Origin of the sequence: Arthrobacter sp. 'calajunan', assembly GCF_046940185.1 — a bacterium.
Classification (GTDB): Bacteria; Actinomycetota; Actinomycetes; order Actinomycetales; family Micrococcaceae; genus Glutamicibacter; species Glutamicibacter soli.
This window is the reverse complement of sequence record NZ_JBKZDY010000005.1, coordinates 303,490-326,205: the sequence shown is the minus strand read 5'-3', so window position 1 is coordinate 326,205 and position 22,716 is coordinate 303,490. Positions and strand designations below refer to the sequence as shown.

Sequence of the window (22,716 nt, the reverse complement as noted above, 5' to 3'; positions counted from 1 at the left end):
ACCCGCCACAACTATATTTATAATATCTCCTGGTGGGGGTCAGGTTTTTATTTTAATAAGATACGGGCCTGAACCCTTCCGGGTTCAGGCCGCCTCTGCGTTGTCTGCGCTGCCGCTTTTAGCGGTAGCCGGCCCGACGCGACATGCGTCGGGCAACGATGTATTCCGAGGATGGACGCAACCAGGAGAAGACCACGCCGGCTACGCCGAGACCGACTGCCAGCACGATCAGCGCGTTCAGCAAGCCTGCCTGGGCATCACCGAACATGGACACCGTGGCAATGGACATCGACAGTCCCAGCAGCGAAAGCACTGCCAGCACGGTGGCGATGATGCGCATGGCGCTCACGCCGCGGCCCACGAAGAAGCCCACCAGGAAGTACAGGGCAATGCTGACGACAGCGGAGGTGATCATGAAGCCGGACATCACGGAGTTGAACTCGGCCATGAATGCTTCGGGGCTGCTGAGCATCTGCTCGAGGAACGGGTCATCGGCCAACTGCGGATTCGCCTGCAGGTCGTTCTGCATCTGCTCCTGCAACAGCGACCACTGCGAGGTGATCATGTTGGCGAACATGTTCGAATTGAACATGAACCAGGTGGCAATGGCATTGACGATTCCCGAGAGCAGGATCAGCAAGAAGGCCCACTGCAGGGTCTTGGGACGCTGCGCCGGAGGCTGGACCGGCGTGTAGCCTCCCTGTTGCTGGCCGTAGGGGTCGAACGACGGCGCAGGGGATTGCGGCTGCCCGTACGGGTTCTGGCCATAGGGATTCCCGCCTGGCTGGTTCTGGCCGTAGGGGTTTTGTCCATAGGGATTCGGGTTCGAAGCGTTGGACCCGGAATTGGGGTCGTAGGGCTGGCCCGGCTGGTTCGGATCGTAGTTGCTCATCTGTGTCCTCAAAGGTTGAACCGGCAGGAAATCACGAAGGTTCCACATGCCTGATTCCGTGTGCATTCTCGTACTCTCAAGACTAGTCGCCGAGCTTTGTGATACACCCCATCCGAAAGGATGGTTTTCCATTTGCGATTCCCATGCAAGCCCTGTGAATCGTTGACGGTGAGCACATTATTCATCTTTTAGGTTGATTCTTTGAGACACTGGAAACATGCCAATCTCGACTGTTCATTTGCTGCGCCACGGGGAAGTTTTCAACCCGGATCGCGTTCTTTATGGACGAATCCCCGGTTTCGGCCTGTCAGAGCTGGGATTCAAGATGGCCGATGGGGCCGGCGACTACTTCGCCAAGCACCAGGCCTCCGGTGGAAACATCGTCCGGATCGTCGCCTCGCCACTAGTCCGGGCCCAGCAGACCGCAGCCCCCACGGCGCAGGCGCTGGAGCTGCCGATTCTCACCGATGACCGGGTCATCGAGGCAGACAACCAACTGCAGGGACTGTCCAAGGTCGCGCAACATCTGAAGAGCCCTCGCTACTGGCCGCTGCTGGTCAACCCCCTCAAGCCGTCCTGGGGCGAACCCTACGTCGAGCAGGTCGCCCGCATGCGCGAGGCCATGGACTTCCACCGCAAGGCCGCGCTCGAAGAGCACGGCGACGGTGTCGAAATCGTGATTGTCAGCCACCAGCTTCCCATCTGGGTCACCCGGCGCGCCGCCGAAGGCAAGCCGCTGTGGCACGATCCGCGCAAGCGCGAGTGCACGCTGACCTCAATTACCAGCTTTGAATTCGATGGAGATGACATCCTCTCCGTGCGTTACACCGAACCGAGCCCCGAGCTTCTTGCGGGCGCGGCAAACATCCCTGGAGCCTGAAGCAAAATGATTGATCCCGTGCAGAATTCTCGTCCGCTGTCTCGGCGCACCATGTTGCGTACGTTGATAGTGGCGGCGGCTGTGGTGCCGTTGGCGGCGTGTTCGGCCAAGGAGGATAATCTCACCGCTCAGGCCAACAGCGGCGACGGCAAGAACTACATCGCAGGCGACGGGGCAGTGCAGGAATACACCCCTGACCTGCGCACGGATCCAGTGAAAATCGAAGCCAAGACCTATCAGGGAACTGCGGTGGCTACCGCTGACTGGCAGGGCCAGCCGGTGGTCTTGAACTTCTGGTACGCCGCGTGCGCACCATGCCGTATCGAAGCACCTCACCTAAAGGAACTGGCCGAGGAATTCAAGGGCAAGGTCAATTTCCTCGGCGTCAACGTCCGAGACGAAGCGGAAGCTGCCAAGGCTTTCGAACGCACCTTCGAGATCCCGTACGAATCAGTCCAGGACACCAGCGGCGACATCCAGCTGGCCATGACCAAGTACGTCCCATTGCAGGCCGTCCCGTCCACGCTGATCCTGGACCGCAAGGGCCGGGTCCGTGCCCGCGTCATCGGGGCCGTCGAGCCGAGCACCCTGAAATCGCTGATCGGCACCGCTCTGACCGAAGAGTTGTGAGCTGAGCATTGACCTCTAATCCATTCGCGGACATCGTTCTGGACGGTTCGCTGCTGCTGGCTGCGCCGGTAGCGCTGCTGGCCGGACTGGTCTCCTTCCTTTCGCCCTGCGTGCTTCCGCTGGTGCCCGGGTACCTGGGCTATGTCACCGGACTGACCGGCGCCGATCTAAAGGACCACCGCCGCGGACGCGTGCTGGCAGGCGTGCTGCTGTTCGTCTTGGGCTTCTCGGTGGTGTTCATTGCCGTGGGAGTGCTGTTCAGCCAAGCGACCGCATGGCTTCGCTTCAACGGCGGCTGGGTCACCCAGGTCCTGGGTCTGGTGGTGATGTTCATGGGCGTCGTGTTCATGGGCGGATTCTCCTTCATGCAACGCGACCGCAAGATCCACCGGAAGCCGCCGGCAGGCCTGTGGGGCGCACCGGTGCTGGGCCTGACCTTCGGGCTGGGCTGGGCTCCGTGCATCGGCCCGACCCTGAGCGCCGTGCTGATCATGTCCACCGGCGTGGATGCGAACGTCGGGCGCGGAACGCTGCTGACCGCGTTCTACTGCCTGGGCCTGGGGCTGCCGTTCATCCTGATCGCGCTGGGTCTGCAGCGCGGCATGCAGGCGTTGAACTTCTTCCGCCGCCACCAGCTGCTGATCATGCGGCTGGGCGGTGGACTCCTGATTCTATTGGGTCTTGTTATGGTTACCGGCCTGTGGGGCACCTGGGTAACTGAACTGCAAAACTGGTTTGCCAATGAAGTGAGGTTGCCAATCTAATGGCGAAGAACAAGCAGAAGGCCAAGAACCGGGGCGACGCCCCGGCCCTTGGCCTTGTCGGATCCCTGCGGTGGATTTGGACGCAGCTGACGTCGATGCCGACGGCGCTGTTCCTGTTGCTGATGCTGGCGGTCGCCGCCGTGCCGGGATCGATTTTCCCCCAGCGTTCGGTCAACCCCGAACTCGTCGCACAGTACCTGGACCAGCACCCGGTAGCCGGCCCGTGGCTTGACCGCTTCCAGATGTTCGAGGTGTACTCCTCGGCCTGGTTCTCAGCCATCTACATCTTGCTGTTCATCTCGCTGGTCGGCTGCATCACCCCGCGCATCAAGAAGCATGCCAAGGCCCTGCGCACCCCGCCTCCGCGCACCCCTGCCCGGCTGCAGCGGCTGCCGCAGTACCATTCCATGGACGTCATGGAGGGCCAGCCGGATACGCCTACCGACGACGAGCTGATCGACGACGCCTACAAGATCCTGAAGAAGCGCGGCTACCGCGTGGAACGCCGTGAAGACGCGACCGGCCGCTCGGTCGCCGCCGAACGCGGCTACACCCGTGAGATCGGCAACCTGCTCTTCCACATCTCGCTGCTGGGCATCCTCGCGTCCGCCGGCCTCGGCCAGGCCTACGGCTACGGAGGCCAGCGCGTGGTTGTCGAAGGCGAGACCTTCGTGAACTCGCTGGTCTCCTACGACTCCTTCAGCCCCGGCAGCAATTTCTCCGCCGACGACCTCCAAGGCTACTCGGTGAAGCTGGACAAGTTCGACATCATCTTCGACCGCGATTCGAAGGACTACTTCGGCCAGCCGCTGGACTTCACCGCGCATGTCCAAGTCCGCGAGAATCCCGACGCCGAACCGGTCAAGCAGGAGCTGAAGGTCAACCACCCGCTGCGCATCGACGGCGCGGACGTCTATCTCGTGGGCAACGGCTATGCGCCGGTGGTCACCGTGCGCGACGGCGACGGCAACGTGTCCTACTCGGGCCCGCTGGTAGCCGTCCCTCAGGACTCCGTATACACCTCGCTGATGGTCATCAAGGTCCCCGACGCCAAGCCCGAGCAGCTGGGCTTCCAGGGCTTCCTGCTGCCGACCGCCCTGGTCGGCGAGGACAACGTGGCATTCTCCGGAGACCCGAACGCCATCAACCCGCAGCTCCAGCTGAACTCCTACTACGGCGACCTGGGACTTGACTCGGGCGAGCCGCAGAACGTGTACGTGCTGGACACCGAAAAGATGACGGAGCTGAACAACCGAAATCTCGATGCCGGCGGCATCGTGCTCGGTGCGGGAGACACCTACGAGCTGCCCAACAACATGGGCAGCATCACCTTCGACGACCTCAAGCGCTATATTGCCCTGGACGTGAACTACGATCCGGGCAAGATGCCGATCGCGATCTTCTCCGGCTTGGCGCTGCTGGGCTTGATCATCTCGATGTTCACTCCGCGCCGCCGCGTCTGGGTGAAGCTCCGCAACGAGGACGGCAGGCGTAGTATCGAATACGCGCTCTTGGCCCGTGGCGAGGATCCGAGGCTTGAACGTGAATCCGATGAATTGCAGAAAATCTTTGACAAGGCTTGGCCGCTGGCAAGCCAGGAACAGGACCTAGGAGCCGTAAATGGGTAGCAACGCTGCACTTGAGCCAATCAATGAAACGCTGGGCGTTTACAGCCAGCTGTTCATGCTGCTGGCAGCCATGGTCTACATGGTCGTCTTCATCTTCTTCGCGCTGGATCTGGCCAAGACCAACAAGTCCATCAGCGAGATGGACGCCGCGGCGCTGAAGGAAGACGAGAAGCTCCTGGTCTCCGCCGGCGCGGTGACCCGTCCGGCCCGCGGCCGCCGTGGCCAGGAGGTCCGCGCGGACAACGTCGGCGAGCACATCGTGACCGACAAGATGGAGTACACCAAGCTCTCGTCGAACCGCAAGATGGCACGCATCGCCGTGGTCCTGATGTGCCTGGCCGTCGCGCTGCACGGCTTCGCCGTCTTCGCCCGCGCGTTCGCCGCGAACCGCGTGCCGTGGGGCAACATGTACGAGTTCATGTCCACCGGCGCGCTGGTGGTTTCCGTAGTGTACCTCGTCGCGCTGTTCTTCAAGGACCTGCGTTTCATGGGTGCGTTTATCTCGGGTCTGGTGACCCTGATGCTCTGCGGCGCCACCATCGGCTTCCCGACCCCGGTCGGCCACTTGGTGCCTGCCCTGCAGTCGCCGTGGATCGTCATCCACGTGTCCATCGCGGTCTTCGCCTCGGCCCTGTTCGCCATCAGCTTCGCCATGAACGTCCTGCAGCTGATGCAGCACTCCCGCATGAAGCGCATTGCCGACGGCCAGCCGGACAAGATGCCGTTCATGCGCGTGGTGCCGGGCGCCGGCGCGCTGGAGAACTTCGCCTACCGCCTGAACACCATCGGCTTCGCCATGTGGACCTTCACCGTGATCGCCGGAGCGATCTGGGCTGAAGCCGCCTGGGGCCGCTACTGGGGCTGGGACCCGAAAGAAGTCTGGTCGTTCGTGATCTGGGTTGTCTACGCAGGCTACCTGCACGCCCGCGCCACCGGCGGCTGGACCGGCCCGCGCTCTGCATGGCTGTCGATCATCGGCTTCCTGTGCGTGGTCTTCAACTTCACCATCGTGAACATCTTCTTCAACGGCCTGCACTCCTACGCCGGCGTCTAAACAGCGCAGAAGCGTCAACAGGGATCCGGCGACCTGCCAACTGGTGGGCCGCCGGATCCCTGTTTTATGCGCCTTGACGGGGCTTCCACGGCTTCCCAGAGCCTGACATGCGTTGGACAGGGCCTCTGGAAGCTCCAGGACGCTGTCTGCGGATCCGCGGGAGCGCCAGCAATCCAACTGCCGCATGCCCGCTGGCGCGAACCGGAGCGAAGGCTTTCCCTCCGTGGCCCATTGAAGCTTTGAGCACGGGGCACGGAGCGCATTGTCCGGCCCGCCCTGGCCAAGGCAAAACACAACCCCCGCCAGCTGTGATCTGGCGAGGGTTGAAGGGCTGTCGGCTGCAGGTTGTGCAGCGTTTTCCGCTAGCTTTCGGGAGCGGCGGTGCCGTTTCCGTCGGACTTGTTCTTGTGGTCCTTGGTTTCCTTGGAAGGACGCTCCGTGGATTGGTTCTTTTGCTGATCTGCCTCGCGGCGCTTGAGCTCTTCCTCACGTGCGGTCAGCTCGGCATCACGCTGCTGCTGGCGGCGCCACACCTCCAGCTGGCGCAGGAAGTCCTCGTCATCGTCCGGGGCCCGCGAGGTTTGGGCGGTGCTCGTCTCGGCACTCAGCGGGCGGCCCAGGGTGAACCACAAAGCGGCTCCGATTAGCGGAAGGAAGACGATCACTGCAAACCAGGCAGCCTTGGGCAGCGAGCGCACCTGATGTGCCTCGGACCGAGCGCATTCGATGACCGTGTAGATCATCAGCGCTACCGAAATCAATGCGGCGAAAATAATGAAGCGGACCATGACTCCAGTCTAGTGACTATTTTCCCCGCTGGTTCATCGGCAAACTCTCTTCACAGGTTCATCGGTAGACTTTAAGCTATGCAGCTTCTGAAATATACCGTGCTTCGACTGGGAATTTTCCTGGTCGTTTTCCTTGGCCTCTGGTGGGGCCTGAAATGGCCGATTTTTGTGGCGGGCCTCGTGGGCCTGGCCATCGCCTTCGCGGTGTCCTACCTGTTCTTCAATGACCTGCGCCTGCGTGCGAACCAGGACGTGGGCAAGGCGTTCAACAAGACGACCGCCAGCAAGTCCGAAAAGCAGCTGGCGGACGAGGCCGCCGAGGATTCCTACGACGAATCCCAGCGCCGCCCGCAGGATCCCAGCGCGTAACCCGGTACCTGACCGCCGGGAAACCCAACGCCCCATCCGCCAGCATGCTGGCGGAGGGGGCGTTGGGTTTTAAGCGTGGTGTGCCGGGCTCAGCGCAGCCACATGGGGACCAGGATGGCGCCGGCGAAGAGCACCGCATAGACCATGTTCACGATGCCGGTCTGCTTGAGCACGATGACCAGCTTGGACAGCTCGGCCTGGCGCAGCATGGTCAGGCTCGGGGCCACCGCCGGCAGGAACGTGACCAGGATCAGCCACATCCACGGGAAGGTTCCGGTGACCAGCAGCGGCAGCAGGATCGCCACGGCGAGCATCAGCACGTAGCTCAGCCGGGCGTTGTGCTCGCCCAGGCGCACGGCGAGGGTGATCTTGCCAACCTCGGTGTCCGTGGGGATGTCGCGCACGTTGTTGGCCATCAGCAGCGCGCAGCCGATCAGGCCGGTGCCCACCGCGCCGAGCAGCGCCGTCAGGGTCAACGTGCCGCTCTGGGTGAAGGTGGTGCCCAAGGTGGCCACCAGGCCGAAGAAGATGAACACGTAGACATCGCCCCAGCCGCGGTAGCCGTAGGGGTTCTTGCCGCCGGTGTAGCCCCAGGCGGCGAAGATCGCCGCCACGCCGATCAGCAGCAGCGGCCAGGCTTGGGAGAGGATCACCAGGACCAGGCCCAGCACGGCGGCCAGGCCGAAGCAGGTGAACGCGGCGTTGCGCACGTTCTTCGGATCGGTCAGCTTCGAGCCGGTCAAGCGCAGCGGCCCGACGCGCTCGTCGTCCGTGCCGCGGATGCCGTCCGAGTAGTCGTTGGAATAGTTCACGCCGATCTGCAGCAGCAGCCCGACGCACAGCGCCAAAAGGAAGCGGAACCAGTGGAAGAGACCGGTTTCGCCCACTGCTGCGGCGGTTCCGATGACGACCGGGGCAATGACGATGGGAAGGGTGCGCAGGCGCGCGCCGGCAACCCATTGGGAAAGTGTGGCCACTTTCAGTCCTTTCGGGCGAACACAAAAATCCGTACCCTCTAGTTTCCCGCGAATCGGCGGGCAAGGCGAATCGGGCGGCTAGCGGGCCTCGGCCAGCCGGGTCACGACCAGCCGGCGGTCGAACTTGCCGTTGGCCAGCAACGGCAGCCCCTGCGGGTAGTGCAGCACGTATTTCGGCACCGCTTCCTTGCCCAGGGTGCGGCGCACCGCTTCGAAGGCGTCCTCGGTCCGGGTGGGCCCGGAGTAGGCAAGCCCCACGGCCTGGCCCCACTGCGCGTCCGGAACTGCTACCACGAGCGCCTGGGTGAAGAACTCCTCCAGCAGTCCCTCGATCTTCGCCGCGGAGAGTTTCACGCCTCCGGTGTTGATCACGTCGTCGATGCGTCCGGCGATGCGCAGCCGGGAGCCGTCCACGCTGCCCAGGTCGTCGGTCAGGTACCAGCGCTGCCCGTCGTGCTCCACGAAGTGCTCGGCGGTGGCCTGCGGGTCGTTGGCGTAGCCGTCGGCCAGCATGGGGCCGGAAACCAGGATGCGCCCGTCCTGCTCGCGCAGCTTCACCCCGGGCAGGGCGGTGCCGTTGTAGACCAGGCCGCCGGAGGTCTCCGCCGAGCCGTAGGTCTGGAAGATCTTCAGCCCGTGGTGCCGGGCGCTGGCCAGCAGGTCCTTGCTGGCGCGCGCCCCGCCCAGCAGGATCGCGTCGAAGCGCTTGAGCGCGGCGACGGTCCGCTCGCTGGGGTGGTCCAGCAGCCGGGCCAGCTGGGTGGGGACCAGCGAGGTCAGCCGGCGGGTGTCCACCATCTGCTCGGCCGCCGCGGTGAACTCCTCGGCGGAGAAGCTGCCGTTCTGCTTCATGAGAACCGGCTTGGTTCCGGCGAACAGCGAGCGGGTGAGCACGCTGAGCCCGGCGACGTAGTGCACCGGCAGGGCCAGCAGCCACTGGCCCTCGAAGCCCAGGAACTCGGCGGTGGCCTGCGCGCTGGAGGCCATCGCCGAGACGCTGAGCACCGTGCGCTTGGCGCGCCCGGTGGACCCGGAGGTGCGCACCACCACCATCGGCTCCTCGAAGCCCGCGAGCTCGGAGCGATCCAGCCGGTTCAGGACCCAGCCCTCCGGGGCGCCGGGATCCACCACGACCTCCACGGCCGGGCCGTCCTCGTTCACGACGGCGGCCAGCGCCTCCAACAGTGCCAGATGGGGTGCGTCCAAAGCCGTCTCCTAGCTCGGGTCGATGGGTGGATCGGTGGTGGTGCGGTGCGCGGCTAGAAGTAGTACGGGTAGTTGGACCAGTCAGGGTCGCGCTTGCCCAGGAACGCGTCGCGCCCCTCCACCGCTTCGTCGGTCATGTAGGCCATGCGGGTGGCCTCGCCGGCGAAGACCTGCTGGCCGGCCAGGCCGTCGTCGGCCAGGTTGAAGGCGAACTTGAGCATGCGGATGGCCTGCGGGGACTGGGCGGCGATGTCCGCCGCGTATTCCAGGGCCACTTCCTCGAGGCGCTCATGCTCCACCGACTCGTTGACAGCGCCCATGCGCACCATGTCCTCGGCCGAGTACTCGCGGGCCAGGAAGAAGATTTCGCGGGCGGTCTTCTGCCCGACCTGGCGGGCCAGCAGCGCCGAGCCGTAGCCGGCGTCGAAGGAGCCCACGGTCGCGTCGGTCTGCTTGAACTTGCCGTGCTGCTTGGAGGCGATGGTCAGATCGGAGACCACGTGCAGCGAGTGCCCTCCGCCGGCGGCCCAGCCGTTGACCACGCACACCACGACCTTTGGCATGGTGCGCATCAGGCGCTGCACCTCCAGGATGTGCAGGCGGCCGGCGCGGGCCGGGTCGATGGTCTCGCGGGTCTCGCCCTCGGCGTAGCGGTAGCCGTCGCGCCCGCGGATGCGCTGGTCGCCGCCCGAGCAGAAGGCGTGGCCGCCGTCCTTGGGGGAGGGGCCGTTGCCGGTGAGCAGCACGGTGGCCACGTCCCCGGTCATGCGCGCGTGGTCCATGGCGCGGTAGAGCTCGTCCACGGTATGCGGGCGGAACGCGTTGCGCACCTCGGGCCGGTCGAAGGCGATGCGCACGGTGGGCAGGTCGCGCAGGATCGCACCGGAGGCGTCGCGCTCGACCTGGCGGTGGTAGGTGATGTCGGTGAAGTCGAATCCCTCGATGACCCGCCACCGGGTCGGGTCGAAGATATCGGAAACCTTGCGGGGCAATGCGGAATTATTCTGGCTACTCACCCTGTAAATGCTAGCCGTTTGCCGCGCGTTCTTCAGCACTTCGACCGCCGGGCCGGCTTTGTTGCCCGTTCGGCGCAAACAACGGCGGCGGCGCTTCCCCAATGGGAAGCACCGCCGCCGTGGCCGGGACATTGGCTCAGGCGCTAGGAACGCGGGCTGTCGCCCGCCGGAGGGACCGTGGCCAGGATGCCGGTGTCGTGGGCATCAGGGATCTCGGTGCCACGCAGCGAGGCGCCGGCGGTCTCCGGCATGAACTTGACGGCGATCACGCCGATCACGCAGGAGGCCATCATGTACACGGCGGGGAACAGCAGGAAGCCGGTGGAGTTGATGGCCGCCTCGTTGACCATGGCCGCGGTGCCGCCGAAGATCGCGGTGGCCACGTTGTAGGTGATGGCGAAGCCGGCGAAGCGCACATGCGAGGGGAACATCGCCGGGAACGTCGCGGTGATGGTGGCCAGCTGCGGGATGTAGAGCAGGCCCAGCACCGCGAAGCCCACGATGGCCCAGGCGAAGGACTGGCCCATGAGCCAGAACATCGGCAGCGCCAGGACGAACAATCCGATCACCGAGGTGTACCACATGGGTTTTCGCCCGATCTTGTCAGAGAGCGATCCGGCGAAGGGGATGACCGCCATCATGGCCACCTCGCCGATCAGGATGGTCGCCAGCGAAGCGGTGGAATCCAGGCCCAGCTGGGTTTCCAGGTAGGTCGGCATGTAGCTGAGCAACGTGTAGTTCACGACGTTCAGCGCGATGACCAGTCCGCCCATGGTCAGGATGGGGCGCCAGTAGGTGGTGAGCAGTTCCTTCAGCGAGCCGCCCTGCTGGTTTTCGCCGGATTCCTCCAGCTCCTGGAAGACCGGGGTGTCCTCCAGCTTGCTTCGCAGGTACAGGCCGATCAGGCCCATGGGAAGCGCCAGGAAGAACGGGATGCGCCAGCCGTAGGCCATCATGGCTTCCTCGCCAAGGCCCAGCTGCAGGAACAGCATGACCGCGGTACCCAGCGCGAAACCGCCCAGGGTGCCGAATTCAAGGAAGGAGCCGAAGAATCCGCGTTTGCGGTCAGGGGCGTATTCGGCCATGAAGGTCGCCGCGCCGCCGTATTCGCCGCCGGTGGAGAAGCCCTGGATCATGCGCAGCAGCACCAGCAGCACCGGGGCCAGCACGCCGACCATTTGATAGGTCGGCAGCACGCCGATCAGGAACGTCGCGCCGGACATCATGAGGATCGTCAGGGCCAGGATCTTCTTGCGTCCGAGCTTGTCGCCCAGCGGGCCCCAGACGAATCCGCCCAAGGGGCGAACCAGGAAGGACAGGGCGAAGGTGGCCAGCGCCATCACGGTGCCGCCCTCGGTGGGGAAGAAATGGGCGGTGATATAAGTGACGGCGACCGCGTAGACGCCGTAGTCGAACCATTCGGTCATGTTGCCCATGGCCGAGGCGGCGGTGGCCTTGCGGACTTCCTGCCGGCCTTCCACGGTGGACATGTCCGGGCCGATGTCCTGGGTCAGGTCCGGGGAGAAGGAGGCGGTATTCGAATTGTCTTGTGGTTGGCTGTTTTCCGGTTGCACAACTGCTCCGATGCGTCTCAGCTTTCCGTCGACCGGATGCCCGGGCTGGCAATGGAAAACTTTGCCGTCCCGGTTACGGTCCACGATCCGGGCAGGCCCGGAGTCGGTCAAGTGACCGAGGCTACGCCGTCATCAATCGAAATTCAATGTTTGACATGGAATTCATTGGAACTCCCCACGGACATATTCGATCGGGTATCACGTGATCAACAGACGGAGCTCCTAAACAGCCGCGGGTTTCACGTACAGTTTGTGTCGAGCCGAGCTTGTATTATTGAACGAATGGTCGGTAAGTTAGAGTGCTGAGCATCACTACTTTTTGTCGCAAGGAGCAATCATGGCCGAGGCATTTCTCGTAGGCGGAGCACGTACCCCAGTTGGACGGTACGGCGGAGCGCTGAGCAGCGTGCGTCCGGACGACCTAGCGGCGTTGACGATCCGCCGCGTCATCGACGACGCAGGCATCGATCCGGAGCTGGTTGACGAAGTCATCTTCGGCAACGCCAACGGCGCCGGCGAAGAAAACCGCAACGTGGCCCGCATGGCATGGCTGCTGGCCGGCCTGCCGAACACGGTTCCGGGCATCACCGTGAACCGCCTATGCGCCTCTGGCATGAGCGCCATCACCATGGCAAGCCACATGGTCAAGTCCGGCGCCGCGGACATCGTGGTAGCCGGCGGCGTGGAATCCATGTCCCGCGCCCCATGGGTCATGGAGAAGCCTGCCAAGGCCTTCGCCAAGCCGGGCGCCACCTTCGACACCTCCATCGGCTGGCGCTTCACCAACCCCGCCTTCCTGTCCGGGGAGCTTTCCCGCGACGGCAAGGCCACCTACTCCATGCCGGAGACGGCCGAGGAAGTCGCCCGCGTCTACAACATCTCCCGCGAGGACGCCGACCAGTTCGCCGTGGAATCGCACGCCAAGTCCATCGCCGCCATCGAGGCCGGACGCTTCAAGGACGAGATCGTCCCGGTGACCGTCAAGGGCCGCAAGAGCGACACGATCGTGGACACCGACGAGGGCCCGCGCCCGGGCACCACCGCCGAGGTGCTGGCCGGTCTGCGCCCGGTCGTCAAGGGCGGCTCGGTGGTCACCGCCGGCAACGCCTCGACCCTGAACGACGGCGCTTCGGCCATCCTGGTGGTTTCCGAACGTGCCATCCAGAAGTACGGGCTGACCCCGCGCGCCCGCATCGTCGACGGCCAGGCCGCCGGCCTGGCACAGGAGATCATGGGCATGGGCCCGGTCCCGGCCACCAACAAGGTGCTTTCCCGCGCGGGCCTGTCCATCTCGGACATCGGCGCCATGGAAATCAACGAGGCCTTCGCCAGCCAGTCGCTGGCCAGCATGAACGAGCTGGGCGTGGACCCGTCCATCGTGAACCGCGACGGCGGCGCCATCGCCCTGGGCCACCCGCTGGGCTCCTCGGGCTCGCGCATCGTGATCACCCTGCTGGGCCGCATGGAGCGCGAACTGGCCGGAGCCGAGCGCAAGCTCGGCGTGGCCACCATGTGCGTGGGAGTCGGCCAGGGCACCGCCCTGCTGGTGGAGGGCGTCTAACTCCATGAGCCTGACTCCCGAAGACTTCACTACCTTGCAGATCACCGAGACCGATGACCGCGTGTGGGTGCGCCTGCACCGCCCCGAGGTCCGCAACGCGATCGACCAGGTCATGGTCGACGAACTGCACGCGGTCTGCGCCTACCTTGAGCGCACCCCGAAGATCATGATCCTGGCCGGCACCCCCGGCACCGCGCCGACCGAGGAAAAACCGCGCGGCTCCAAGGGCATCTTCGCCTCCGGCGCCGACATCGCGCAGCTGCGCGAGCGCCGCCGCGACGACGCGCTGGCAGGCATCAACTCCGGCATCTTCGACCGCATCGCCAAGCTGCCGATGCCCGTGGTGGCCGCGCTTGACGGCTTCGCTCTGGGCGGCGGCGCGGAACTGGCCTACGCGGCAGACTTCCGCATCGGCACCGAGGATCTGCGCATGGGCAACCCTGAAACCAACTTGGGCATCATGGCCGCCGCCGGCGCGACCTGGCGCCTGAAGGAACTGGTCGGCGAGCCGCTGGCCAAGGAGATCCTGCTGGCCGGCAAGGTGCTCACCGGAGCGCAGTGCCTGGAAGTCCAGCTGATCACCGAGCTGCACCCCGCCGCCGAGCTGGACGCCGCCGCCGACGCGTTGGCCGACCGCATCGCCGCGCAGGACCCGCTGGCAGTGCGCATCAGCAAGTCGGTCTTCCACACCCCGCGCGAGGTGCACCCGATCATCGACAACCTGGCCCAGGGCATGCTCTTCGAGTCCCAGGCCAAGTTCGACCGCATGCAGGCATTCCTAGACCGAAAGAAGAAGTAAGCATGAGTGAAGCGACAAACTTTATCGACGGCGCACTGCCTGCCACCATGGGCGTGCTCGGCGGCGGGCGCATGGGCGCTGGCATCGCCCACGGCTTTTTGGTCAGCGGCAGCGCCGTGACCGTGGTTGAGCGCGACGAGGAATCCGCCAAGGGCGCCTACGAGCGCGTGGTGGAGTCCGTGGACAAATCCATCGCCCGCGGCGCGGTCAGCGAAACCCGCGAGCAGCTGCTGGCGCGCTTCGCCGTGAGCACCAACTACGCCGACTTCGCCTCGGCACAGCTGGTCATCGAAGCCGTCCCGGAAATCTGGGACCTGAAGATCTCCTCGCTGCAGGCGGTGGAAGCCGAGCTGTCCCAGGACGCCGTGCTGGCCTCCAACACCTCCTCGCTGTCCGTGTCCGGCATGGCCGAGAAACTGGCGCGCCCGCAGAACTTCCTGGGCCTGCACTTCTTCAACCCGGTCCCGGCGTCCACGCTGATCGAGGTCGTCATCGGCAAGCAGACCAACCCGCAGCTGGTTGACGCCTCGCGCGGCTGGGTCTCCGCGCTGGGCAAGACCGCAGTGGTGGTCAACGACGCCCCGGGCTTCGCCTCCTCCCGCCTGGGCGTGGCCATCGCGCTGGAAGCCATGCGCATGGTCGAAGAGGGCGTGGCCAGCGCCGAGGACATCGACAACGCGATGGTGCTGGGTTACAAGCACCCGACTGGCCCGCTGAAGACCACCGACATCGTGGGCTTGGATGTGCGCCTGGGCATTGCCGAATACCTTCACGAAACCCTTGGCGACCGCTTCGCTCCGCCGCAGATCCTCAAGGACCTGGTGGCCGAGGGCAAGCTGGGCCGCAAGACCGGACAGGGCTTCTACACCTGGTAGGAACCCAAGAGCACGACAACCGATGGAAAGGGCTGCGCAAGCGGCCCTTTTCGCATATCCGGCGGGCGTTTCAGGGAATCAGGCCGCGGCTTCGGGCCCGCAGCACCAAATCGAAGCGGTTGGCCGCCTCCAGCTTGCGCATCGCCGAGGCGATATAGCTCTTGACCGTGCTCTCGGCCAGGTCAAGGTGCGCACCGATCAGCGCGTTGCGCTTGCCCAGCGCCAAGTGGGTGAGGACATCCAGCTCCCGGGTCGACAGCGGGCCCGCGCCGCGTGAACCGGCGACCTCGCGCGGCTGCCTGGCGCGCAGCATGGATCCCGCGGTGCTCAATCGCTGCGCCAATTCCGGATCCTCGATCAGCCGGGCGATGTCGCGCAGCTCGGTGTACAGCACTGTCAGGTCCTCCTGGCTCAACGCCAGATCCGAGGCGTGGGTGGCGTGGGCCTCCGAGGCGGACAGCACCGCCAGACGACGTTCGGTCTCCTCGTGGACCGACAGTTCCCAGGCCAGGCGCCGCGCCTCGCCGGCCGCGGCGGCCAGCGTTTCATCCGTGAGCTGGGAACGGTCGCGCAGCCCGGCGTAGATCAATGCGCGCACCTGGTTGTCGACCACCACGGGGATCGCCAGCAGGGTGATGATCCCTTCCACGCCGATCTCCCGGTCGTAGCTGTGGATGATGTCGGGGGACTGGTGGTAAGCCCCGGTGGCCGTCAGCTCCCGGCGGGCAAGGGCAAGCCCGCCCAGCCCCTGTCCGGGCTGGATCACCAATCCGCGCAACGCGCCGGTGCGGGTGCCGGCGAAACTTGTCAGCACCGTGCCGCCGGATTCCGCGAAGCCGCCGAAGGCCACGGGGAAGCCGGTGCGGGCGGCCAGGGTGTTCAGCGTACGCTCCAGCAGGGCCACCTGGGGCAAGGAATCGGTGGTCAACTGCTACCTCCTTTAGATGGTAGTGACGCGTCTCACTGCCTCCCTGGGATACCTGCAGGAGAGTTGGTGACGCAGGTCACCGGTCGACGATTGTTCCGTACAACTACACATCGGAGTGTGCCCCATGACTGCGACCCTGACTCGCCCGGACCTGGAGTTGCCGCTGCGCGAACAGCCAGCCGCCACGACCGCTATTGCCGATCCGGCGGCCCTCGGCCTGGGCGCCTTCGCCATGACCACCTTCGTGCTGAGCCTGGCCAATGCCGGGCTGATTCCCGAGGCCGGTTTCGCGGTCCTGGCGCTGGCGTTCTTCTACGGCGGCATTGCACAGATCATTGCCGGCGTCATTGAATTCTTCAAGGGCAACGTCTTCGGGGCCACCGCCTTCACCTCCTACGGAATGTTCTGGATGGGCTTCTGGTGGATCGAGAGCAACCCTGAAATCGCCGCCGCCGTGGGATCCGTCGGCATGGGCGTCTACCTGCTGGGGTGGACCCTCTTCACCATCTACATGACCATCGCCTCGCTGAAAACCAATGGGGTCCTGGTTACCGTGTTCATTGTGCTGTGCACCGCCTTCGTCGCGCTGACCATCGGCGCGTTCACCGGCAACCAGCTGATCCACGAGCTCGGCGGCTGGCTGGGCCTGGTCACCGCGGCACTGGCCGCGTACGGTTCCTTCGCCGTCGTCACCAACGCCACTTGGAAGCGCGAGGTGCTGCCGATGTGGGCCAAGTAGCCCGCAGCTGAGCAGAGCGCAAACAACGGCAGCCCGCCGACCCGGAGGATCCCGGGTCGGCGGGCTGCCGTCCGTCTGGGGCTAAGCGAACATGCTGGCCAGCAGCGAGGTGAACAGCGCCTCGGCGTCGCGCGGCAGGCCCTTGGCGGTAAACCAGTCGCACATGTTGACGCAGTCGCGGTGCAGGTAATCCAGGCCCTGCACGTTGCCGGCCAGATCCACGCATTGCGGCACATCGATGACCACCAGCCGGTCGCCCGCAACCAGCAGGTTGTAGGCCGACAGGTCGCCGTGTGCGATGCCCAGCGCGGCGAACTTCTCCAGGGCGTCGGCCAGCTGGTCCCAGAGGGCCGGAAGCCGCGGATCGTTGCGGGAGATCTGCTGCAGCCGGGGCGCGGCGGCCCGGGGGATCTCCGGGTCCGCAATGAATTCCATGAGGATTTCAGTGCCGTCGATCTGCACGGGATAGGGGACCGGGATCCCCGCTTCGTGGCAGCGCCGCAGATAGGACCACTCGGCGCTCGCCCACTGCAGGGCCGCCACCTCGCGGCCGTAGCTGGAGTTGTTTTTCACCGCGCGGTTATCGCGCGAGCGCCGGGCCGAGCGGCCCTCGCTGTAGGCCTGCGAACGGCTGAACTGCAGGTGCTCCCGGCCGCGGTAGCGTTTGGCCGCCAGCAGCGTGCTGCGTGTTTCGGTGGCCCGCTCCACGAGGAAGACATCGCCTTCCTTGCCGGTTTTGAGGATTCCGAGCTCGGTATCCAAGGCCGCGGCGTCCTCGATGAGCCACGAGGGGTAGGGCTGCGGTCCGCGACAGCCCTTTTCGATGGACGGCCAGGTGGAGTAGCGCTGGCCCTCGATTAGATCGTCCTGGGTGGTTTCGTCCCAGGTCGGCTGGCCGCGGCGGGTTTTCAGCTGGGTGTCGGCCTCGTCATAGCCGTTGCGCGCTAGGGGAGAAAAGGCGGTGTTGCCGCCGGGGTAATGAGACACAATGAGTCCTTGGTGAGAAGGGGAGATGGCATAGCAAGGTCACGGACATTCATCGGTACCCCTCCTTAGATAGACTCATTGGCATTTGCCAATGACTAATACCTTACAGCAGATGGCGAATGTGTTGCAATGGACTCATGAGCCACGCCCCCGAGTACCGCAAGCAGTCGATGGACGTCCACTGGGACGGCGCGATCAATGCCCGCCACATCTGCGGAGTCTTCTACCGCATGGGCCGCCACGAATGGCTCACCGCCCAAGGCTGGCGGCAGCTGCAGGCGGACGGTATCGACCGGGTGATCGACCTGCGCAACCCGGGGGAGATCAGCCGCCGCGAGCACGACCCGGTGGTGGATGAGTTGAGCATGCAGGGCATCGAGCTGTTCAACCTCCCGCTGGAATCCCCGGGCAACAAGCGCTTCGAGGCGATCGCGGTGCCGTACATGAACCACACCGGAATGTTCCGGCTGGTCTGCGAGGAATTCGGCGGGCATCTGGCCTCGGTCTTCGAGAACCTGGCCGCAACGCGTAGCGGCGCGGTGATCCACTGTTCCGCCGGACGGGACCGCTCCGGACTTGTGGCAACGCTGCTGCTGGATTTGGCCGGGCGGCGCGACGAGATCCTGGCCCACGACGAAGCGGCGGTGCGCGGCATCAACGAATGGCATCGGGTCTCGCCGCGCAAGCACCCCTATGAGTCCCACCAGGCGGACGGCGAGCTGGACTCGATCATCCGCGGCCGCGCCGCCGAACTGGAGAAGTTCCTCGACTGGCTCGGCTATGCCGAGGACTACTTGCGCGGGCAGGGCGTGGGCGAAAGCAGCTTGGCTGCATTGCGACAGCTGGCACGTCGCGAAAACCCATGACAGAGCCGCAATCGAACTGTAGGCTCGGGGCATGGATGGAAAGCTGCGGCATCATGCCTTGAACTATGTTGAACTGACCGTCACCGACCTGCAGGCGGCCAAGGACTTCTACGCGGCCGCCTTCGGCTGGAAGTTCGTCGACTACGGCGACCAATACGCCGGCATCCTCATGCCGGAAGCTACTGCGGAGGAGTCCGGGGGACTGCTGTTGGCCGACAAGCCGCGGCCCGTCGGCGGGCCCGTCGTGCTGCTGTATTCCGAAAACCTGGACGCCACGGCGCGCGCCATCGCGGCCGCCGGAGGCTGGATCGACGAGCCTGCCTATCCGTTCCCCGGAGGCCGCCGGCTGCATTTCACCGATCCTTCCGGAAACGAGCTGGGAGTTTGGGCCTCCGCATAGGAACGTGGCACCCATGGCCTTGATCCAGCACGATCAATGGCACTATTTCGATCCATCAGCTTCGCTGACCGGCGGATGATCGTAAAGAAAGGAGCACGGGAAATGGGCATTGGTGACTCAATCCCGCGCGGCGGTGATGATCTGATCGTGTCTCTGGGCCAAGACGACGAGGCATTCTGGAGAGATATCGCTGACAGAGGCGTGGTCGCTTTGGAAGCACTTGAACCGGGTGGGCCGAATTTCTGGACTGTCGTGCAAGCCTTGGCTCCGTGGGCCGCATTCCTTGCTGCGGCCGTAGTTGCGGTGGTTGCTTTGCTGAATCTTGCGCATCAACGAAAAGTTCTCGCCTCGTCCAATGCCAATGAGTCCCGCTCCGAATGGTGGCGGCGAACCCAATGGGCGCTGGAAGCCAGCACATCTCGGGACCCTTCGATGAAAAAGTTCGGGAAGGAAGTACTGGAGCAACTTGTAGACAGTCCCCTTACCAGCGATTCAGACAAGATATTGCTTGATGCCGTTTGGAAGGGTGGCAACACGGGTTTGGTTGAATCCAAGATTCAGCTACTTTTGCAGGATGCCAATAGGTTTGGTTTTCTCGGGGGTGGGGATCCCGCGTCGGAAGAAACTGTAGACCAGAAATCAACCGAGCGGGACAATGGGGACCAAGAGTGAAAGGAGGAAAACATGTCGGAGCCGGCAACCGCACCTAGGGCGCGGACTTACGACCCCAATAACGCCGAAGAAGTCTTCAGGGTGCTGGGCGAGGAAATCGAGGCAGCCAAGCTTAAGGTTGCGCTTGATCGCCGATTGGGTCGCAAGACGTCCGAGTCAGTCATTGAGCTTTCCCAAATTCGCTTGCCCGAGCACCTCGGCCGAGTTGTGGATGGGTAGTTTCCACCGCGGTTTGCAGAAGGGATGAAATCCAGAGTCTCCGCGGAAATATTCCGCGCCATTCCTAGGTGATCTTGTTGCTCTTCGGAAAACTTGAGGTGTTGGGACTCCACGCGGATTTCATCTGAAAGCGGGCCCGCCGATGGCGAGCCCGCTTGTTCGTGGGATTCCGTTTCCCGGAGCAGCCAGCCGTTCTTTCCTTGTCTCGGCGTAAACCGAGCGCAGGAGCCTAGTGTTTGGGCTTATCCACCACCAGGTTGGTGATGCGCAGGGTGCAGATGCGGCGCTGCTGCTCGTCGGTGATGAGCACTTCGTGGCTGGTCATGCGCCGGCCCAGCTTGATCGGCGTGGCCGTGATGGTGACCAGCCCTTCGGTGGCCGAGCGGTGGTGCGTCGCGTTGACGTCGACTCCCACCACGACCTTGCCGAAGGTCGAGGCGAATTTCACGGCGGCCCAGGAGCCCACCGCTTCACCCACTGCCAGCGAGGCGCCGCCGTGCAGCAGCCCGAAGGACTGGGTGTTGCCTTCCACCGGCATGGTGGCCACCACCTTGTCCACGGACTCCTCGATGATGCGCACACCCATCTTGCGGTCCAATTCGCCCAGCTCAATCGTCCACGGTTCGAGGTTCCGGGCCTGGTGCTGTACGTCGGTCATTTTCACGGTCCTTTACGGGTGTCGTCGATCACGTCATTGCTGTTATGGTTAACACTAATACTGACCGACCGTTCAGGAAGGAATTGCGTCGATGACGACAGCCCAGATTGGTGTAGTCCCAAGTTTCATTGCCGGTCAATGGCAGACCCCAGCAGCCGAGGGAGGCACCGAAGTACTTGATGCCAACACCGGCGAACTGCTCGCCACCGTCACCAAGGACCGCCTCGATGTGGCCGGCGCCGTAGCCTACGGCCGCACCACCGGCCAGCGCGAACTGGCCAAGCTCTCGCTGCATGAGCGTGCGCTGAAGCTCAAGGAGCTGGCCCTGCACCTCAACGAGCACCGCAAGGACCTCTACGAGATCTCCTACAAGACCGGCGCCACCAAAATCGACTCCATGGTGGACATCGATGGCGGCATCGGCGTGCTGTTCACCTTCTCCGGCAAGGGCCGCCGCGAACTGCCCAACAGCAATGTCATCCTCGACGGCCCGACCGAGCCGTTGAGCAAGGACGGCTCGTTCCTGGGCACCCACATCTACACCGCGCTGACCGGTGTTGTGGTCCAGGTCAACGCCTTCAACTTCCCGGTCTGGGGAATGCTGGAGAAGTTCGCCCCGGCCTTCATCGCCGGCGTGCCGACCATCGTCAAGCCGGCCACCCCGACCGGCTACCTGACCGAAGCCGTGGTGCGCCTGATGCTCGACTCCGGCCTGCTGCCGGACGGCTCGCTGCAGCTGCTCTCCGGCTCGGCCCGCGACCTGATGGACCACCTGGACTACCGCGACATGTTCGCCTTCACCGGCTCGGCGGCCACCGCCAGCAAGCTGAAGGCCCATCCGAACGTCATCGACGGTGGCGTACGCTTCAGCGCCGAGACCGACTCGCTGAACGCCGCCATCCTTGGCCCTGACGCAGTGGAAGGCACCCCGGAGTTCGACGCCTTCATCAAGGTCGTCGTCAACGAGATGACTACCAAGGCTGGCCAGAAGTGCACCGCCATCCGCCGCAACATCGTTCCGGCCAGCCAGGTGGACGCGGTCATCGCAGCCATCGGCAAGCGCATCGACGAGCGCGTGGTCGTCGGCGACCCGCGCGTCGAAGGCGTGACCATGGGCGCGCTGGCCTCCCTTGACCAGCTGCGCGACGTGCGCGCCGCGGTCGAGGATATGCTGGCCGCCGGCGGCGAGCTGGCCTACGGCGCGCTGGACGCGCCAAAGGTCCGCGTGGCCCCGGACACCGACGCAGTGGCCGAGCAGGGCGCCTTCATGGCCCCGATGGTGCTGCGCTGGGACGACGCCCGCAACCCGATCCTGCACTCCCGCGAAGCCTTCGGCCCGGTCAGCTCCGTGGTCGGCTACGACACCGTGGACGAGGCTGTGGCCCTGGCCGCGCTGGGCGCCGGCTCGCTGGTCGCCACCGTCTGCACCAATGACGCCGAAGCCATGCGCCAGCTCTCGCTGGGCATTGCAGGCCACCACGGCCGCGTGCACATCCTGAACCGCGAAACCGCGCGCAGCACCACGGGCCACGGCTCGCCGGTGCCGCACCTGGTCCACGGCGGCCCGGGCCGCGCCGGCGGCGGCGAGGAACTGGGCGGCGTGCGCTCGGTCAAGCACCACATGCAGCGCACCGCGGTGCAGGGCTCCCCGAACATGCTCACTGCCCTGACCGGCGTGTGGCACACCGGCGCGGCCCAGTCGCTGGCCGGCTGCGAGAAGTTCGGCGGCCAGGCCTCGAACGTGCACCCGTTCCGCAAGTCGCTGGCCGAGCTGAAGATCGGCGACGGCTTCGTTTCGGACCTGCGCGAGGTGAGCCTCGAGGAAATCACCGCGTTCGCGAATGAAACCGGCGATACCTTCTACGCGCACACCGACGCGAAGGCCGCCGAAGCCAACCCGTTCTTCCCGGGCATCGTGGCGCACGGCTACTTGCTGGTCTCCTGGGCCGCGGGGCTGTTCGTGGAGCCCGCTCCGGGACCCGTGCTGGCCAACTACGGCTTGGAGAGCCTGCGCTTCATCACCCCGGTCGGTGCCGGGGACTCGATCCGCGTGACCCTGACCGCCAAGAAGATCACCCCACGCGTGACCGACGAGTACGGAGAGGTCGCCTGGGACGCCGTGCTGCACAACCAGAACGACGAGATCGTGGCCACCTACGACGTGCTGACCCTGGTGGAGAAGACCGATTCCACCTACGCCAACTGGCAGGGCTGAGCCCCGCTCCGCGGTAGCG

Annotated in this window: 24 protein-coding genes; 15 read left to right on the top strand and 9 right to left on the bottom strand. The window is 64.8% G+C overall.

The window, feature by feature from the left end:
- Positions 1-118 precede the first annotated feature (118 nt).
- A complete protein-coding gene (locus tag RF641_RS10725; RefSeq protein ID WP_424573138.1) occupies positions 119-892 on the bottom strand; it encodes a hypothetical protein in 774 nt (257 codons plus the stop codon).
- A 217-nt stretch (positions 893-1,109) separates the two neighbouring features.
- Between RF641_RS10725 and RF641_RS10720 the strand changes: the two genes are divergently transcribed.
- The 5 genes from RF641_RS10720 to ccsB are packed head-to-tail and all read left to right on the top strand — an operon-like array spanning position 1,110 to position 5,848.
- On the top strand, positions 1,110-1,772 hold the full coding sequence (locus RF641_RS10720; protein WP_053798587.1) for a histidine phosphatase family protein: 663 nt from the start codon (positions 1,110-1,112) through the stop codon (positions 1,770-1,772).
- Between the two features lie 6 nt (positions 1,773-1,778).
- Entirely contained in the window at positions 1,779-2,402 is a 624-nt protein-coding gene (locus RF641_RS10715; RefSeq protein WP_183043073.1) for a TlpA family protein disulfide reductase, read from the top strand.
- Between the two features lie 8 nt (positions 2,403-2,410).
- Positions 2,411-3,166 carry a cytochrome c biogenesis CcdA family protein gene (locus RF641_RS10710; protein ID WP_047119810.1) on the top strand — a complete coding sequence of 252 codons (756 nt, stop codon included), beginning with the start codon at positions 2,411-2,413 and terminating at the stop codon, positions 3,164-3,166.
- The gene (resB, locus tag RF641_RS10705; protein ID WP_047119809.1) at positions 3,166-4,794 is read left to right on the top strand and encodes a cytochrome c biogenesis protein ResB; all 1,629 of its coding nucleotides are present in this window, start codon (positions 3,166-3,168) and stop codon (positions 4,792-4,794) included. Before RF641_RS10710 ends, resB begins: the two co-directional genes overlap by 1 nt.
- The gene (ccsB, locus tag RF641_RS10700; RefSeq protein WP_047119808.1) at positions 4,787-5,848 is read left to right on the top strand and encodes a c-type cytochrome biogenesis protein CcsB; all 1,062 of its coding nucleotides are present in this window, start codon (positions 4,787-4,789) and stop codon (positions 5,846-5,848) included. Before resB ends, ccsB begins: the two co-directional genes overlap by 8 nt.
- Positions 5,849-6,210: 362 nt before the next feature.
- On the opposite strand, the gene RF641_RS10695 is transcribed toward ccsB, so the two are convergent.
- Positions 6,211-6,636: a PLD nuclease N-terminal domain-containing protein gene (locus tag RF641_RS10695; RefSeq protein WP_424573137.1), complete on the bottom strand. Its 426-nt coding sequence runs from the start codon at positions 6,634-6,636 to the stop codon at positions 6,211-6,213.
- 78 nt (positions 6,637-6,714) lie between these two features.
- Between RF641_RS10695 and RF641_RS10690 the strand changes: the two genes are divergently transcribed.
- Positions 6,715-7,005: a DUF4229 domain-containing protein gene (locus RF641_RS10690; RefSeq protein WP_047119807.1), complete on the top strand. Its 291-nt coding sequence runs from the start codon at positions 6,715-6,717 to the stop codon at positions 7,003-7,005.
- A gap of 89 nt (positions 7,006-7,094) precedes the next feature.
- Here RF641_RS10690 and RF641_RS10685 read toward each other — a convergent pair whose 3' ends face one another.
- The 4 genes from RF641_RS10685 to RF641_RS10670 all read right to left on the bottom strand — a co-directional run bounded on the left by RF641_RS10685 (position 7,095) and on the right by RF641_RS10670 (position 11,778).
- On the bottom strand, positions 7,095-7,982 hold the full coding sequence (locus RF641_RS10685; RefSeq protein WP_120989102.1) for a 1,4-dihydroxy-2-naphthoate polyprenyltransferase: 888 nt from the start codon (positions 7,980-7,982) through the stop codon (positions 7,095-7,097).
- Between the two features lie 78 nt (positions 7,983-8,060).
- Positions 8,061-9,188, bottom strand: a complete 1,128-nt coding sequence (locus RF641_RS10680) for an AMP-binding protein (protein ID WP_424573136.1) — start codon at positions 9,186-9,188, stop codon at positions 8,061-8,063.
- Between the two features lie 53 nt (positions 9,189-9,241).
- Positions 9,242-10,204: a 1,4-dihydroxy-2-naphthoyl-CoA synthase gene (locus tag RF641_RS10675; RefSeq protein WP_424573135.1), complete on the bottom strand. Its 963-nt coding sequence runs from the start codon at positions 10,202-10,204 to the stop codon at positions 9,242-9,244.
- Between the two features lie 143 nt (positions 10,205-10,347).
- Positions 10,348-11,778, bottom strand: coding sequence for an MFS transporter (locus RF641_RS10670; protein ID WP_053798583.1), 1,431 nt, complete (start codon positions 11,776-11,778; stop codon positions 10,348-10,350).
- Positions 11,779-12,115: 337 nt separating this feature from the next.
- Between RF641_RS10670 and RF641_RS10665 the strand changes: the two genes are divergently transcribed.
- Genes RF641_RS10665 through RF641_RS10655 form a run of 3 tightly spaced genes read left to right on the top strand, consistent with a single transcriptional unit; the run spans position 12,116 to position 15,013 of the window.
- Complete coding sequence (locus RF641_RS10665) at positions 12,116-13,339, top strand: thiolase family protein (protein WP_113607470.1); 1,224 nt, start codon at positions 12,116-12,118, stop codon at positions 13,337-13,339.
- A 4-nt stretch (positions 13,340-13,343) separates the two neighbouring features.
- Entirely contained in the window at positions 13,344-14,138 is a 795-nt protein-coding gene (locus tag RF641_RS10660; RefSeq protein ID WP_047119803.1) for an enoyl-CoA hydratase/isomerase family protein, read from the top strand.
- A gap of 2 nt (positions 14,139-14,140) precedes the next feature.
- The gene (locus RF641_RS10655; protein ID WP_047119802.1) at positions 14,141-15,013 is read left to right on the top strand and encodes a 3-hydroxyacyl-CoA dehydrogenase family protein; all 873 of its coding nucleotides are present in this window, start codon (positions 14,141-14,143) and stop codon (positions 15,011-15,013) included.
- A gap of 70 nt (positions 15,014-15,083) precedes the next feature.
- On the opposite strand, the gene RF641_RS10650 is transcribed toward RF641_RS10655, so the two are convergent.
- Positions 15,084-15,941: a LuxR C-terminal-related transcriptional regulator gene (locus tag RF641_RS10650; protein ID WP_424573134.1), complete on the bottom strand. Its 858-nt coding sequence runs from the start codon at positions 15,939-15,941 to the stop codon at positions 15,084-15,086.
- Positions 15,942-16,065: 124 nt separating this feature from the next.
- On the opposite strand from RF641_RS10650, the gene RF641_RS10645 reads away from it, so the two are divergent.
- The gene (locus RF641_RS10645; RefSeq protein WP_424573133.1) at positions 16,066-16,680 is read left to right on the top strand and encodes an acetate uptake transporter; all 615 of its coding nucleotides are present in this window, start codon (positions 16,066-16,068) and stop codon (positions 16,678-16,680) included.
- Between the two features lie 81 nt (positions 16,681-16,761).
- Here RF641_RS10645 and RF641_RS10640 read toward each other — a convergent pair whose 3' ends face one another.
- Complete coding sequence (locus tag RF641_RS10640; RefSeq protein WP_424573132.1) at positions 16,762-17,667, bottom strand: serine protein kinase RIO; 906 nt, start codon at positions 17,665-17,667, stop codon at positions 16,762-16,764.
- A 137-nt stretch (positions 17,668-17,804) separates the two neighbouring features.
- Here RF641_RS10640 and RF641_RS10635 point away from each other — a divergent pair, with 137 nt between their 5' ends.
- The 4 genes from RF641_RS10635 (at position 17,805) to RF641_RS10620 (ending at position 19,824) form a co-directional block, all read left to right on the top strand.
- Positions 17,805-18,533, top strand: a complete 729-nt coding sequence (locus RF641_RS10635; RefSeq protein ID WP_053798579.1) for a tyrosine-protein phosphatase — start codon at positions 17,805-17,807, stop codon at positions 18,531-18,533.
- A gap of 31 nt (positions 18,534-18,564) precedes the next feature.
- Positions 18,565-18,933 carry a VOC family protein gene (locus RF641_RS10630; protein ID WP_424573131.1) on the top strand — a complete coding sequence of 123 codons (369 nt, stop codon included), beginning with the start codon at positions 18,565-18,567 and terminating at the stop codon, positions 18,931-18,933.
- A gap of 102 nt (positions 18,934-19,035) precedes the next feature.
- Positions 19,036-19,605, top strand: coding sequence for a hypothetical protein (locus tag RF641_RS10625; protein ID WP_424573130.1), 570 nt, complete (start codon positions 19,036-19,038; stop codon positions 19,603-19,605).
- Positions 19,606-19,617: 12 nt separating this feature from the next.
- Entirely contained in the window at positions 19,618-19,824 is a 207-nt protein-coding gene (locus tag RF641_RS10620) for a hypothetical protein (protein WP_047119798.1), read from the top strand.
- A gap of 229 nt (positions 19,825-20,053) precedes the next feature.
- Here RF641_RS10620 and RF641_RS10615 read toward each other — a convergent pair whose 3' ends face one another.
- The gene (locus RF641_RS10615; RefSeq protein WP_424573129.1) at positions 20,054-20,482 is read right to left on the bottom strand and encodes a hotdog fold thioesterase; all 429 of its coding nucleotides are present in this window, start codon (positions 20,480-20,482) and stop codon (positions 20,054-20,056) included.
- A 91-nt stretch (positions 20,483-20,573) separates the two neighbouring features.
- Between RF641_RS10615 and paaZ the strand changes: the two genes are divergently transcribed.
- Positions 20,574-22,697: a phenylacetic acid degradation bifunctional protein PaaZ gene (gene paaZ, locus RF641_RS10610; RefSeq protein ID WP_424573128.1), complete on the top strand. Its 2,124-nt coding sequence runs from the start codon at positions 20,574-20,576 to the stop codon at positions 22,695-22,697.
- Positions 22,698-22,716: the final 19 nt, after the last annotated feature.

What these genes read in the sequence shown, in the direction of transcription:
- RF641_RS10725 (WP_424573138.1), bottom strand. Translation starts at nt 892, where the DNA reads ATGAGCAACTACGATCCGAACCAGCCGGGCCAGCCCTACGACCCCAAT.
- RF641_RS10720 (WP_053798587.1), top strand. Translation starts at nt 1,110, where the DNA reads ATGCCAATCTCGACTGTTCATTTGCTGCGCCACGGGGAAGTTTTCAAC.
- RF641_RS10715 (WP_183043073.1), top strand. Translation starts at nt 1,779, where the DNA reads ATGATTGATCCCGTGCAGAATTCTCGTCCGCTGTCTCGGCGCACCATG.
- resB (WP_047119809.1), top strand. Translation starts at nt 3,166, where the DNA reads ATGGCGAAGAACAAGCAGAAGGCCAAGAACCGGGGCGACGCCCCGGCC.
- ccsB (WP_047119808.1), top strand. Translation starts at nt 4,787, where the DNA reads ATGGGTAGCAACGCTGCACTTGAGCCAATCAATGAAACGCTGGGCGTT.
- RF641_RS10695 (WP_424573137.1), bottom strand. Translation starts at nt 6,636, where the DNA reads ATGGTCCGCTTCATTATTTTCGCCGCATTGATTTCGGTAGCGCTGATG.
- RF641_RS10690 (WP_047119807.1), top strand. Translation starts at nt 6,715, where the DNA reads ATGCAGCTTCTGAAATATACCGTGCTTCGACTGGGAATTTTCCTGGTC.
- RF641_RS10665 (WP_113607470.1), top strand. Translation starts at nt 12,116, where the DNA reads ATGGCCGAGGCATTTCTCGTAGGCGGAGCACGTACCCCAGTTGGACGG.
- RF641_RS10660 (WP_047119803.1), top strand. Translation starts at nt 13,344, where the DNA reads ATGAGCCTGACTCCCGAAGACTTCACTACCTTGCAGATCACCGAGACC.
- RF641_RS10655 (WP_047119802.1), top strand. Translation starts at nt 14,141, where the DNA reads ATGAGTGAAGCGACAAACTTTATCGACGGCGCACTGCCTGCCACCATG.
- RF641_RS10645 (WP_424573133.1), top strand. Translation starts at nt 16,066, where the DNA reads ATGACTGCGACCCTGACTCGCCCGGACCTGGAGTTGCCGCTGCGCGAA.
- RF641_RS10635 (WP_053798579.1), top strand. Translation starts at nt 17,805, where the DNA reads ATGAGCCACGCCCCCGAGTACCGCAAGCAGTCGATGGACGTCCACTGG.
- RF641_RS10630 (WP_424573131.1), top strand. Translation starts at nt 18,565, where the DNA reads ATGGATGGAAAGCTGCGGCATCATGCCTTGAACTATGTTGAACTGACC.
- RF641_RS10625 (WP_424573130.1), top strand. Translation starts at nt 19,036, where the DNA reads ATGGGCATTGGTGACTCAATCCCGCGCGGCGGTGATGATCTGATCGTG.
- RF641_RS10620 (WP_047119798.1), top strand. Translation starts at nt 19,618, where the DNA reads ATGTCGGAGCCGGCAACCGCACCTAGGGCGCGGACTTACGACCCCAAT.
- RF641_RS10615 (WP_424573129.1), bottom strand. Translation starts at nt 20,482, where the DNA reads ATGACCGACGTACAGCACCAGGCCCGGAACCTCGAACCGTGGACGATT.
- paaZ (WP_424573128.1), top strand. Translation starts at nt 20,574, where the DNA reads ATGACGACAGCCCAGATTGGTGTAGTCCCAAGTTTCATTGCCGGTCAA.